Annotated in this window: 13 protein-coding genes; 3 read left to right on the forward strand and 10 right to left on the reverse strand. The window is 42.8% G+C overall.

Features of this window, described 5'->3' with window-relative positions; translation table 11 throughout:
- Positions 1-560: 560 nt before the first annotated feature.
- From RG959_RS18015 to RG959_RS25205, 5 genes are all read right to left on the reverse strand, one after another.
- Positions 561-977 carry a hypothetical protein gene (locus tag RG959_RS18015; RefSeq protein WP_342798309.1) on the reverse strand — a complete coding sequence of 139 codons (417 nt, stop codon included), beginning with the start codon at positions 975-977 and terminating at the stop codon, positions 561-563.
- 159 nt (positions 978-1,136) lie between these two features.
- On the reverse strand, positions 1,137-1,691 hold the full coding sequence (locus RG959_RS18020; RefSeq protein ID WP_342798310.1) for a histidine phosphatase family protein: 555 nt from the start codon (positions 1,689-1,691) through the stop codon (positions 1,137-1,139).
- 375 nt (positions 1,692-2,066) lie between these two features.
- A complete protein-coding gene (locus tag RG959_RS18025) occupies positions 2,067-3,029 on the reverse strand; it encodes a sugar ABC transporter substrate-binding protein (protein ID WP_342798311.1) in 963 nt (320 codons plus the stop codon).
- 358 nt (positions 3,030-3,387) lie between these two features.
- Positions 3,388-4,011 carry an NUDIX hydrolase gene (locus RG959_RS18030; RefSeq protein ID WP_342798312.1) on the reverse strand — a complete coding sequence of 208 codons (624 nt, stop codon included), beginning with the start codon at positions 4,009-4,011 and terminating at the stop codon, positions 3,388-3,390.
- Positions 4,012-4,363: 352 nt separating this feature from the next.
- Positions 4,364-4,492, reverse strand: coding sequence for a putative holin-like toxin (locus RG959_RS25205; protein WP_369335189.1), 129 nt, complete (start codon positions 4,490-4,492; stop codon positions 4,364-4,366).
- 323 nt (positions 4,493-4,815) lie between these two features.
- Here RG959_RS25205 and RG959_RS18035 point away from each other — a divergent pair, with 323 nt between their 5' ends.
- Positions 4,816-5,265, forward strand: coding sequence for a hypothetical protein (locus tag RG959_RS18035; RefSeq protein WP_342798313.1), 450 nt, complete (start codon positions 4,816-4,818; stop codon positions 5,263-5,265).
- 103 nt (positions 5,266-5,368) lie between these two features.
- On the opposite strand, the gene RG959_RS18040 is transcribed toward RG959_RS18035, so the two are convergent.
- The 3 genes from RG959_RS18040 to RG959_RS18050 all read right to left on the reverse strand — a co-directional run bounded on the left by RG959_RS18040 (position 5,369) and on the right by RG959_RS18050 (position 8,352).
- The gene (locus RG959_RS18040) at positions 5,369-5,764 is read right to left on the reverse strand and encodes a hypothetical protein (RefSeq protein ID WP_342798314.1); all 396 of its coding nucleotides are present in this window, start codon (positions 5,762-5,764) and stop codon (positions 5,369-5,371) included.
- A 146-nt stretch (positions 5,765-5,910) separates the two neighbouring features.
- Complete coding sequence (locus tag RG959_RS18045) at positions 5,911-7,716, reverse strand: solute:sodium symporter family transporter (protein WP_342798315.1); 1,806 nt, start codon at positions 7,714-7,716, stop codon at positions 5,911-5,913.
- Between the two features lie 231 nt (positions 7,717-7,947).
- Positions 7,948-8,352 (reverse strand): hypothetical protein, encoded by a 405-nt coding sequence (locus tag RG959_RS18050; RefSeq protein ID WP_342798316.1) that lies wholly within the window; start codon positions 8,350-8,352, stop codon positions 7,948-7,950.
- Between the two features lie 456 nt (positions 8,353-8,808).
- On the opposite strand from RG959_RS18050, the gene RG959_RS18055 reads away from it, so the two are divergent.
- Positions 8,809-9,396: a VanZ family protein gene (locus RG959_RS18055; RefSeq protein ID WP_342798317.1), complete on the forward strand. Its 588-nt coding sequence runs from the start codon at positions 8,809-8,811 to the stop codon at positions 9,394-9,396.
- Positions 9,397-9,466: 70 nt separating this feature from the next.
- On the opposite strand, the gene RG959_RS18060 is transcribed toward RG959_RS18055, so the two are convergent.
- Together RG959_RS18060 and RG959_RS18065 are read right to left on the reverse strand one after the other, a co-directional pair.
- Positions 9,467-11,389 carry an S-layer homology domain-containing protein gene (locus RG959_RS18060; RefSeq protein WP_342798318.1) on the reverse strand — a complete coding sequence of 641 codons (1,923 nt, stop codon included), beginning with the start codon at positions 11,387-11,389 and terminating at the stop codon, positions 9,467-9,469.
- A gap of 189 nt (positions 11,390-11,578) precedes the next feature.
- A complete protein-coding gene (locus RG959_RS18065) occupies positions 11,579-12,985 on the reverse strand; it encodes an N-acetylmuramoyl-L-alanine amidase (protein ID WP_342798319.1) in 1,407 nt (468 codons plus the stop codon).
- A 242-nt stretch (positions 12,986-13,227) separates the two neighbouring features.
- Here RG959_RS18065 and RG959_RS18070 point away from each other — a divergent pair, with 242 nt between their 5' ends.
- On the forward strand, positions 13,228-13,401 hold the full coding sequence (locus RG959_RS18070) for a YjfB family protein (protein ID WP_242231688.1): 174 nt from the start codon (positions 13,228-13,230) through the stop codon (positions 13,399-13,401).
- The last annotated feature ends 7 nt before the right edge of the window (positions 13,402-13,408 follow it).

Raw genomic sequence — 13,408 nt, forward strand, 5'->3', positions numbered from 1 at the left:
GGATTTACAACCGTCTCGGTCTGGCTGGACAGAGAATCCACCCATTCTCCATTTATGTAGTTTTGTAATGTTTTCACTTCTGAGTTTACTGCTGACATGTTTGATTCCTCCTTGAAAAGTCGGTTTTTAAATAAACAAGAAGCTGGCCATTGGCTTAAAAGCAGCGGTCGACTGAAATCGATTTCATCATGTTTCAAAAATAAGAACGCTGTTCAAGAGATCTATCCGCTTAATAGAGCGTTTTCATTACTGCCGTATTAATGATCTTAATACCCTTTACATTGTCTTACCAAGCAACATAGGACTGAAATCGATTTCAGTCAATTTCACTGAAAACAGCTTATTGATGTTTTGATAGGATTATTAAGTAACTAATCCAGCGATCCTTACTAAATGAAAACGCTATTTGAAATCGATTTCATTCAGTTATTTCTGAACCTTCAAAACTTTATATTGAAAGTGTACAACACTCTTTTTGATTTGTAAACACTTTCAATGTAATTTTTTTCGACAAAAAATAAAGAACCCGACAAACGCTGTCAGGTCCGCATTTTCGCCCGTTATTTTTTTTGAAAAACAGACAGGATGGCATAAATCAACACCATGATAAATCCTATTCCCGCTGCCAGAATAAATCCGTAAATTCCAACCATTCGGACCCAGCCAATTGTGAATGTAAAAAAGAGCCAAGCATACACGATGCCTCCTAAAACTAAAGCAAGCGGCCCATTAAACGGAAATAGGCACCTCCACTTCCAAATAAGCAGAGCGGCTAAAGCGCCTAATATGACAAGCCCCACTGCTTGATCCGGCCCGAAAAAAGGCAGCAGCCGTGACTGTTGAACATCTGCATCTGCGTCAGCTGGGGATGGCTGGGCGAGTCCCGTAAAAATTGAAAAAATAGACCAAACAGCTGCAATGGCAAATAGGGCAATTATCACCCAATTGATTTTTTGATAAAAAGACTTGTTTTGCATGTTATGGCTCCTTTTTGTGCTGTACGGACTCCAGCCATTTTAAGTTAAAAGAGATATTGCTTTTATATAAAAACGGCTGGATATGAGACAAGCTGGCTCATACTCTTTGTAACCGCATATTATTTTCCAGCTGTTTCTTCCATTATCTCATAAAAAGTGCTATTCAAGTGTGTAAAGGGTTGAGCACCAATGATTTGAATTGGTTTTCCGGCGGCCCCTCCACCCGTTTTTCCTCAGCTCGCCGGCTAACAGCTGATTAAAAAAGCCGTGACCAACAAGAGCAATTGAACGATGTTCAGCTGCGGCCAGCTGCTTCGCTCCTTTTTCCGCTCTTCGCTTTGCTTCTTTATATGATTCACAATGCCGGCTATATCCGGCTAACCACACTGTTCTCAGTAAAACTGTCCATACAGCAGGCGGCAGCTTTAAATGGGTAAAAGAAACAACTGGCAGCTCTACTTCACGAAACAGCGCGTCTGATTGTACTTTAACAGCTGGATTCAAATACTTAGCCGACTCGATGGATCGAACTAAATCGCTCGTGATGAGGCATGATGCATCCTTTATAGAAGCAACCGTCTCCTTCGGACAGCTGCTTTCCTGTACGCCAGCTTCGTTATAAGCCTGTACCCATGCTGAAAATTTCCGCCCTGTCATAGGTCTGCTTTCAGTATGGGCAGAACGGCCATGCCGAATTAATAAAATGGTTTTCATCGCCTTTATTTCTCACTTTCTATTAGCAGCTTTCACTCAATGGTATAGTTTTATATAATAATTGATTTGCCTGTGAAACTAGGTATACTCTCGTCCGGCTCATTCAGACAATAGATGCTTCTAAGTATACATACTAATATATTTACATTTTGCGTAGATGAGAGCAATCATAAGGATCTTTTATTTATTTGTTTATACAATGAAAAAGCTATTTTCTCAGTAACCTTTTTTCTGCCATTTGTTCATCATGAAATGCAGCCCGTTTAACATAATCCCGGTTTATTTTATATTTTCTTACCTCATTACAGCCGATCGCTTAATAGAGGATGTCAAAGTGAAAAAAAGCCGCCCATTTGAATGAGCGGCTTTTTTATTTCATTTCCATTTTTCAGCATATTTGGCTGCATTCTCTTTTGTAACAAGTTCAAAAGGAATCAAGATATTTTTTTCTACCTTTTCCCCATTTGCTGTTTTCACTGCTGTTTGAATTGCACTCGTTCCTTGTCCAATGGCATCCTGGAAAACGGTAAGCTCCATTTTTCCTTCTTGTACATATTCTAAGGCGGGCGGAGTTGCATCAATACCTGCTACTAAAATATCGTCTAATTTCCCAGCCGCTTCAATGGCCATAATCGCGCCGATCGCCATTTCATCATTATTAGCAATTACTGCATCTATTTTTTTATTTGTTTGAAGCCAGTTTTCCATTAACGTCATGCCTTTTTCCCGGTCATAGTCTGCTGCACCTTCAAGAACAACTTTCATTTTAGGTTTTTTGTCTATTACCTGCTTGTTTCCTTCAGTACGCTTCACTTGTGCTTCATGCCCTAAAGGTCCCATCAAAATGGCTATATTCCCTTTCCCTCCCAGCATTTTTGCTGCTTCTTCCATTTGGATAATACCCGCTTGCATCGATTCAGATCCTACGTAAGCGGTTGCTTTTTCTACTCCATCAAAGGTTTTTAATAAAACAATACTTGGAATACTGGCTGCGTTGATCGTATCGAGCATTCCTTCTGCAGCCACTGTATCTACTGGAGAGAAAATAATGGTATCAACGTCCCGGGAAATAAAGTTTTCGATCTGGCTCATTTGAGTGGAACTATCATCTTGTGCATCTGTATAAATAAATTCAACAGAGGAGTGTTTCTTTTCCTCTTCTTTCATCGCATCCAGCATATAGGTCACATACTGATCGCTGAAGTTCGCCATTGAAACACCTATTACTTTATGGTCTTCGGCTTTATCTTCCGGTCCCCCAGCTTCTTTACTGCAGCCTGCCAGCAGTAAAATGAATAAAAACCCCATTGCTGCTAACCATTTTCTAGACTTCTTCACGCATATTCCCCCTTTTTGGTTAAGCGCTTTCTCAAAAACGCAAAATGAATACGTTTCCAATATTACAACCTTCTGTATTTTCTGTAAACAATATTTTTAAATAATAATGGAATTTAAATGATTCCAATTTCCTGCTGTATGGATCCCTTTGCTTTAAAACTAAAAATAAAGAAGACAGCCTTTTAACCAAACCCTCTTGTTCTCCTTTTAAACACTTGTCAGTAAGAAGAGAAACAAGCCAGATGGATGTCCATCCGGCTTGTTTGCCTAAACTTACCTGAATGCAAAAGAACCTTCAAATAGATTATTCGAATGACAACAGAAAAGAGCACAGCCAATATACTTCACTTTATAATGCTTACTTTGACAGCTTTGCGCCTATCGCTTCGGCAACTTGCTTCCAATAAGCCTTAGAGTGAGGTACAAACGACTGCTTATCTGCCCGTTTTTTAACGAATTCCTTTTCTCCAGCTTCGTTTATCTGAAAACCCTCCACTTCGATAAAGTTAATCTGATCGAAGCAAAAAGACTGAAAAAGGCTAAAAGGCGCCCGAACGAGGCCTGATACTTCTTCCTGCTGAAGTGTAAAGTTCACTTCCTCTTCAATCTGATGCATATATACATGCCTAAACTCCCTGTCTAGGAACCCTTCCAGCTCGATCGACTCTTTTATGATACCAAGCGGCTGTACCTGGTGAATTGTTAAGTCGAGACCTAGTTCCTCGTTTACTTCTCGAATACCATCTTCAGCTGTTTCATCCTTCAGCAGGTGCCCTGCCGCAGTAATGTCGAGCAGGCTCGGAAAATCCTTTTTCATGCTGCTTCGAATTTGAAAGTAAATGTACACGGTGTTTTCTTCTTTTTTTAACAGCCAATATTGAAATGTTTCATGCCAGTATCCTTCTTTATGAATCTCTTCCCGGCTCGCCGTGCCTATTTCACGATGCTCTCCGTCAAATATTCGCAGTCGTTCACTTTCCATGTCTGTCCGTTCCTCCCTGTTTTATAAAAAGGTGGATTCATCTAACCCGTATTCATTCTAAAATCAGCCTGAATGTCTTTATCCTAAGAAAGGAGCCCAAACTATCGCAGCCGAAAGAATACAGCAAACAGATCGCTCCCATCCGCTGTTGCTTCTTCCTTTGTTCTGCCCTTCATTAAATTGATTTTCATTTATGCTGGATTGGGGTATAATTGGTATGTAAAGAAACATATTAAAAAAAGACCACTGGTGCGGCAAACACCAGCGGCCTTGCGCAGAATTCCCTTCAAGGGGGATCAGCAAATGAAAGTGAAAGGTAATCCACTCCCCTGCTTGTCGGCTCAAGGGTGGATTACTTTTTTTGTGTTAATGAGATGATTGAAACAACGAGACTAGCGAAAGCAATCATCAGCATCAGCGATTGAAAAGTCGTCATAGGCAGCACCCCCCCTGGCCTGCGCAGGGCAGGTAGTGCAGACATTGCCCCAGGAATCGGCGCTCTTTGTCTGCCAGCCGATTAAAAGAATGCTGTCCACCCTTGAGACGCAATTCCAACGCACTTTCATTATAGCATAGAGCTGGTAAATATAGATAACAAAAACGGAACATTAGTTCTTTTTTAGTAGATTTTTCTATTCTTCAAGTATTTCAGGCTTCCAAACCTACTTCTCTTTTTCTTCCTTCAGCTATGTTTCGCAGCCTTTACAATGTCATGTCAATTTGGTTAAAAGGGTTGAAAATCCGGTTAAGCGGCTCAAAACAAGGTACTAAAAAGATATAGATACCACTGAAGGAGGCAGCATAATGAAACGTTCATTTATTAAAGCGGCAGCACCAGCTCTTGCAGTTGGCCTTGCTTTCTCCGCTCAAGCCGCAACAGCCAGTGCTTCTGTTTCTACCCACACTGAAACGCAACCGTTAAAAACCGTCCAAAGTCAAATTACAGTCATAGATAAAAAGCTCGAAGATATTCATGCCGATTTGGCAAGAGAACGAGTGATTTCAGAAGAAACTCGTGTCCGCTCACTCAGCCGGTTGAATTCTCTTCTTTACCAAACGAATACCGCTTCACAAAAAGTAGATGCGTTAGCCCAGCAGCTTGGCGGCGATACTCTCCAGACAGCTGATGTAGAGACAAAGCTGAATACTGCCGCTACGCGTATTCTTGAAGTGCGTGACGCTTTGTTTATTCCGGACAGAGATGACCCGGCTAACACAGAAGATGTACCCGAAGGCGTTATGGATGAAAACTAAGAGAGGTGTAAAGGAGCTCCCTTCCCTGTTGAAAGGAAAAAAGCTCTTTTTCTTTTTCTGACCGACAAATTCAGCATGCACAGCAGCGGTATACAGATATGATTTACCGCCAGACTCGTTTCGTTCCCCCTATTTCATACAAGTCAATTCCCAAAAATTCGTTGCACGACTCATCAGAAAACAAAAAAACAACATGCGGGGCGTCCGGATGTACTGCGGAACCTGCTGCTTTTTCGTTACTCAACCGAAAAGAATGCTTGAATCCTTGTGCTATGACTTCCCGAACAAAAACATCTGCTGTTCCATTCAAATACTTTACTTTTTGAGCGGTTCTTCCTGCCAGCTCAACTCCAATTACCGGTACCTGCCAGCCAAAATGGATTATAATCTCCTGGTTTTCCATCAAATCGACTGTTGTTGCTACAGAACCGGCTTCAAAATCTGTTAAATGCATATAAGCTCTTTCCGCTTTCTTATCATAAGTAATTTGCTCTCTCACCCTTTGTCCCCCTATCATTTAAGGCTGAAGGCCAAAATATTTCTCATGAACGCCGAAAAAAACAGCCTGCTGCCATGCTCTTTACTTTTTCACTTTACCCCGTCTTCGGTAAATAAAAAGCAAAAAAAGACGGTTTTAGCCGTCTTTTATTTGCGGATTTCCGTTGCTTCAAGCTGTTCATTGATCGATGTTTCTGCTGCCTGGACTGTATTTTGTTTTTCAATATAACGGCTATATTTATCATTCCATCTTTTTATGGCCCATACGGCCACAACAGCCGTCAGAACGGCCAAGCTTGTTAATGCCGGCCAGAATAAGGGTGAAACGATCCCTTCTTCATATGCAAGACCAAATGGAGAGAAAACGATATAAAATTCAACCATCAGTCCGATCAGTACGACAGCCGTTGCCAGGGCATATTTCCATGGCTTCATATCAATCTTTGGATGTGGTGTGTAGCTCCATGCTTTTTTCGTCGGGTATAGCTTTCCAATAACAAGCATGATGATGAGTTCTGTTATAAATAAAATACCATACACATGAATATAATTGATTTCGAGCGAAAAACCAAAAAGGTGGTTTGTTCCCCAAATCATCATATAGTAGGTAATCACGTGGAAAACAATGACCACTTTAGCAGCAGCGGGCGGTACACGTCTGGCAAAAATGCCAATAAGAACGATCGTGATAATCGGAATGTTAAAAAAACCGGTAAAGCGGCGAATCAATTCCCATAAACCGTCTGGTGCATACATAAGCAAAGGGGATATGCAAAAACTGATAACCGCAAGCCCCGCTGTAAACCATTTGCTTAAGCTGAGAAGCTTGGCATCCGATAAATGAGGCTTCCACGGCTGAACAACATCAAGGGCAAACATCGTTGCAGCTGAATTGATCAGCGCATTAAAAGTGCTGAATACCGCACCAAGCAGTACAACTAAAAAAAGTCCCTGCAAGTACCATGGGAGAATATTGGCCGCCAGTGTCGGATATGCCAGGTCAATAGAGGCCAGCTTTCCGCCATATAAGTGAAAAGCCATAACGCCTGGAAGCATCATAAACACCGGGACAAGCAGTTTAAAAAAGCCGGTATACAGTACGCCTTTTTGTCCTTCCGCCAGGTTTTGGGCTCCAAGCGTTCGCTGAATGGCATACTGGTTTGTTCCCCAATAAAAAAGATTCGCCCAAATCATCCCCGTAAAAATAGTGGCAAAAGGAACTGAATCGGTACTTGATCCAACTGCGTTTAATTTTTCGGGATGGTTTGTGGCCATCGTTTGAAAACCTTCTGCAATGCTGCCGCTTCCTAGTTGATACAGCGCCATGATTGGAATAAGCGCACAAATGACGAGCAAGCCTATGCCAATAAAAGTATCCGACACAGCGATCGCCTTCATTCCCCCAAAAATGGCAAAAAACGCACCAATGATGCCGATCACCCACACCATCAGCCAAATGGACTGTGTATAAGAAATGCCAAATAAGCTTTCTACATCAAATAGCTTCATAACCCCTAATGCCCCTGAATATAAGGTCGATGGAATGGTAACGAAGACATAACCGAGCATAAATAACACAACCGCAAGCCGCCGGACTCCTTCGTCATACCGATCCCGCAAAAATTGCGGAAGTGTCGTAAACGCGCCGCCTAAATAGCGGGGCAGCAGGAGCAGCGCCATGATGACGATCGCCAAAACGGCGGTGACTTCCCACGCCATGTTGCTCATATTCGTCCCATACGCCTGTCCATTTAATCCAACCATTTGCTCGGCAGATAAATTTGTCAGGATCAAAGCCCCGGCAATAAAGCCGCCGCCCAAGCCGCGCCCGGCCAAAAAATACCCTTCTGTTGTGGAATTAGCCCCTTTTGTTTTTTTGTATGTCCAGATGCCGAGCAGCACAATGATGACCGCACTCGACAACAACGTAAACCAGATATTTTGACTGCCCATCCTATCGCTCCTTCCATCCCCTTTGTCTTTTTTTTCATTAAAAGAAGCGATCCACTATGTATAGTCGCTGAATGCAGGGCGTATGCCCAGTAAGTATGCCATCCTCATACCCATGTTTCGATAGAATAAACCCCTTTTCCTTCCTTTTTTCCATCAATCAGAAAAAAACAGCCGGCTTTGAAGGAACCCTGCTGCCTAAAAGAATGCGTACATCTCCAGTTCTTCTTTTTATTATTGAATGACTTTTTTCAATTCGTTCACTGACTCTTTCGACATTGTTCCATACCCTTCATCTTCTTGCTCACCAATTATTTCTGCCGTGCCCTTTTCATGCAGCCAAATTCTATAAGTTTGCAGCCGCTCCGGCATGCCAGCTTCCTCTTCAAAAAAAAATACAACTTTTACATCTTCCGTTCTCGCCATCGATACTTGGGTGCCCGGCTCCCACTTTACCTGCGTGAATACCTTCTCTAATGCCATAACCTCTTCTTTTCTTGCAATTGTTACCGTCTCTCCAACAAGCTGGTTTTCTTCAAAACGTTCTACGTCAATTCTTGTTAAATCTGACTCTTCACTGCAGCCCGCAATTAAGATCATCATTCCAACAGCCATCAGCCTGGCTATTTTTTTCCTCATTTTTTCTCCTCCTTTTTATCAGCGAAACAGCGTTAGAAAAAGTCCAAATTAAAAAAGGATCTTCCATATCTTGATCGATTGTTTTGCGCTTTTCTTCATCCTGCTCACTTTCTTTTTGTTATTTTTCTCCATTATATAGTAAGAAGAGCTTACAGCGGGTTGATTTTATAAAAAAAGCCAGACAGATGTTACCATCTGTTTGGCTTTTACCTTATTCAATCACATACAGCTTTTGATCGCCTCTGCCAAACGAGCCATCGCCGCTTTTTGTTTGCTGCTAATGAAAATAATAGAGTCTATTCTTTGGATGAACCCATGAAATAGTTACAGAATTGTTTTCCAGCTTGTGAATCTTAAAGAAGATCATTCAGTCTTGTGATAAACTGATTGAAAAGGAGGCACTAGCATGATTGATCAATGTAAAAAAAAGCAAAAAGCAGAGCTGGAGCGGCATACGTGAAAACATCATTTGGCCTTTCTGCCTTGCTGTCGCAAGGATTGTTTCTCGCATTCCTTCCTGTTTGGTTTATGCTTTTTTGGTATCTTCACCCTGTGGTCATTGTTGTTGTATGGGCGACGCTGACCGCGCTTGTTTTCTTACTCGTGTACGGCTTTCGCCAGGATACAATTGATATACCGGCAAAGTTTTTAAAACGGATAATGGCCCTTTACACAGCGGCGCTGCTCATTCTGCTGTTTTTTCGGCCATCAAATCAGACTTATGAGAATATGAATCTTATACCATTTCACACAATCCGCCTTTTTTTAAGCGGGGAGGCAGATACATTTGTGGCCTTTTACAATATAGCCGCAAATGTCGTGCTGTTCGTACCATACGGCATGTTTTGGATGCTGACAGCGTCCCCTTCCCTTCTGCAAAAAACGCTTGTACCCGTTCTGGTTATTACCTTGATCGAATTGGTGCAGTTTGTTACCCACCGGGGCAGCTTGGATATAGATGACCTGATCTTAAATATCGCTGGCGTGTTCCTTGGATATGCGTTGTATCCGTTGGGCCGGCGTGTTTTGCGTGTGATCCGCTAGTACTTCTAGAAACATAAAAATCCGGCAGACCTTCACGCAGGCCTGCCGGATTTTTATTTTTTACTTTTACTTATTCAGCTATAGGAAGCTTATTCACATAAGTACTGTACACGTAGCCTGTCTGGGACGGGTTATCTGACACGATCTCCGCCCACTCTCCATCTTTAATAATGGTAACCGGCATGCCGTTCGCTTTGTATGTGTACAAGATGCTTTGACTTGTACTTGGACCTGTGCGCACGTTTAAGCCCGGCGTGTTCGTGAAACCAATCGTATAGCGGCCAAAGTCTTGTCCGCCCATTGCCTGGTCAACCGTATACATATGGCCGGCAAATTTTGCACCCCAGTAAGGATCGGATGCGTACTTCACGTTTACGCCTGTTGTTTTGTTTCCAGGCACGGAGCCATTAAACCGCCAGTGAGTCGGTGTGAAATATCCTGCTCCTAAGTAATCTTTTGCAAGCGCCGTTACACCTTCTTCTACGGTTTTAAACACAGAGCCGCCAGTAGGATCGGAGTCGTACACTTTCAAGCCGAATAAATTATTGATCGTTTGTGCTTTATCACTCATTCCGTAATCACTTTCATGAATCGCCAGTGTAACGATCATAAGTGCGTTGACGTTATATAAGCTTTCTGCTTTTTTGGCCATCGTACCGAGGCCAATCAGCTTGCTTTTCGTTGTGGCATTTGCGTATTTAGAAAGGCCCATCGCCTGTCTTTCCGCCAGCACTTTTTGAATATAGGCATCAAGCTCGGCAGCGGTGTAATTCGTTTTCGTGCGGCCGGACAGGAACTGGAAATATTGATATTCACGCCCTGCCTGCTGACCTGCTTCATTGTAAAACGAGAAACCATCCCAGCTATAATACTTTGAGCCTGCCTGCATAAATGATGGTGCCGGTCCAGCTGTATACGCGACTGTCTTGTTTGTGTCAACATTGTAAATGTGATGGACAAGCAAACCATTTGATACAGAATAATAACCGCGTCCTTTTGCGCCTTCATACGGTACAAGGCGTGTATCTTCCGGCTTCATAAAATACTCGCTTCCGCCGAGGTATACCTTCACATATGAATCGGTCGAAGTGATATACTGCAGCTCGGTGGAAATACCGCTGCTTCCAATCGCAGAAGCTGTCACGTATGTTTTTTCATTTTTAAACTGCTCATCCGCATAAAGCCTCACAATTGTTGCGTTGCTTTCTGGCTTGGCAAAAACCATGCCTCCATACTCTTTCATATACATAATTTCCCCATTTTTAAGCAGAAGCTCAGCCCCGTTTTTGTCCATGGCTTGTTTGGCAGCATCAAAGGATTCGTACGCAACAGCTGAAGGTGTAACCGTGCCAGCTGCATCAATCATCGCTGTTTCAAACGGCTTTACAATCGGCTCTGGCAGGTTTCCTTCAAGCATCCGGTAAATAAAAGCAGCTGCTTGTCCGCGGCGTGCGTTATCCAGCGGACCAAATCGTCCATCTGTATACCCAGAAATGATACCTAAGCTGACACTTTTGCCGATTGCCACTCGATACGCCGAGCTGATATTATCAATATCTGTAAAGGATGGCTTTACATACGCGGCATCTTTCCCTAAATAGTTGAGCGCATTGCTGATCATAAGCGCCATATCCTGGCGGGTAATCGTTGCTTTTGGCGAGAAATTTCCGTCTGAACCGCCGTTAATGATGCCGGCAGCAGCCGCGGCATTTACATAAGGAGTCAGCTTAGCTGAAGCCGGGACATCTTTAAATCGCTCTGGTCCTTCCGGCAGCTGTAAGGCACGAGCTAAAAACGTCGCAAATTCTTCCCGCGTGACGCTGTTGTCTGGCTTATACGAGCCATCTTCATAGCCGCTCATAATACCGGCTTCAATAACGGCACTCAGTTCTCTGCCAAGCGAATCGCCGGCCGCCTCTACATTATTTTCGGATAAAGGCACAAGCGGAAACAATAAGCTGGCCGCCAGCACATATGAACCTATTTTTTTCATTCTCTCCAAAACTCCCTTCACTGCTTATCTTGTATGTACGTTTACAGCTCATAGCTGCTCTTTTTCTCAAATCATTCCTTCAATACATCATAATGGAAAAAGAACCGCACTCCTACTCTTTTTTTCGGCTTTCCTTTCTTACTTGTTTAGAAGTCTGCCAAAGAAAAAAGGAAAGCCAGCCGGCTTTCCTTATGAGTTAGCTAGATCGTATAATGAATCAACATCATAGCCTTTTGCTTTGTAGTAATCCAAAATACCGTAGTAAAGGGCTTTAGACATCACTGTCTGCCAGTAATCTGACTTTAGCTTGTCATTCTCCTCTTTATTCGTAATAAACCCTAGTTCCACTAAAGCGGATGGCACTGTGTTGTATTTTAATACACCTAAATCTGTTCTTCTTACTAAACCGCGGTCTTTTAAATTCCAAGCCTGCAGCATACGGTTCTGAAGTTTTTCAGCAAGCAGCTTGCTGTCTGCTGAATTAGCCGTATTCGTGGCGCTGTAATAAAGCGTTTCCGTGCCGTTTGCACTTGAACTTGCTGCGGCGTTAGCATGGATACTGACAAACACACTACCGTTGTTTTTGCTCGCAAATGCAGCACGATTATTGATTGTGATAAATGTATCTGTTGAACGGGTCATCTTCACATTAAACGGTGTTTGTTTTAACAGCTCGTTCACTTTCAAGCCTGTTTTCAGCACAACGTCTTTTTCCTGAAGTCCAAAACCAATTGCTCCTGGATCCCGTCCGCCATGACCCGGATCTAAAATGATCGTTTGATTTGACAGGCGTGGATCACTTGCTGCACTTTTTGTCTCTGTATCACGCAGATAAAAAACATTAACGAAACCAACAACTTCCCCTGACTGAATATAAATCCAGTCACCCACTTTATGGGCTGCTGAAACTTGTACATTTTCAGCTAGTTTTCCTTTTGAACCATAAGCGGTTGACGGGCCTGAGCGAATATTCAAGTCGCCCACATTCGCCCACATTGTCTTGCTAAAATCGTTCGTGTTGACTAGGCGAAACTCTGGATTGATGGCACGCGCAAGGAAAACGGAAAAGTCTGCGCGCTTCAGCAGCTGATCGGCCCCAAATGTGCCGTCATCTACACCTTGAGCAATCCCACGTGCTGTTAATGCTTTGGCTGCGCCTGACAGTGTACTGCCGAACGAATAGTCAAATGCTTTCGCCATCATGACCGCCATTTCGCCGCGCGTTACTGGTTTATCCGGCAAAAAACGGCCGCCATCATAACCCGAGAAAATCTTTTTATCTACCGCCGACTGTATATACCCAGACGCAAAATTCCCTGAACCTACATCCACAAAGTTAGTGGCTCTCTTTGTTCCATCCAGCTGCAGAGCCCGTCCAATAAACGCCGCTGCCTCTGCACGTGTAACGGTTTTATCGGCGCCAAATACTGTTGCGGATGATCCGTTTGCAATCTTTCCTTCGGCTAAATAATTAACTTCCTTTACTGCACGGCTTGGCACATCAACAAACCCGGCTGCTTGAGCAGGCAGCCCGAAACCGGCCATTGATAGAATAAGAGCCAGTACCAAACCAATCATTGCTGCTTGTTTTTTCAAACCTTTTCCTCCAGTTCTCTTTTGTTACAAATTTCATCTCTCTATTGGTTAATTTTACATATTGGATTCTATTTTTCTATAATTTAACTTTAATTGTAATCTAATTGTTATTTTTGATATTCAATAGTCATTATGTCCATATTTCTAAAAAATTACCTGTTTACTGGTTAAATGAAGGTATTCTTCGAATCCTCTTATACTTTCGAACTATTAAGCCGATAATAAAAAGGGAGGTGAGACGTATGGATATCGCTGCTTTATCGACTGGCATAAGCCAGGCTTCCCTTAACCAAAGTGTCAGTATTGCGCTGACGAAAAAAACAATGGATATGGCCCAGCAAAATGCCAGCCAAATGGTGCAAATGCTGCAGGCTCCTCATCCAACGCTCGGAAAATCAATTGACGTAAAAGCGTAACAGAAAA

This window comes from Domibacillus sp. 8LH, assembly GCF_038806185.1.
Classification (GTDB): domain Bacteria; phylum Bacillota; class Bacilli; order Bacillales; family Domibacillaceae; genus Domibacillus; species Domibacillus indicus_A.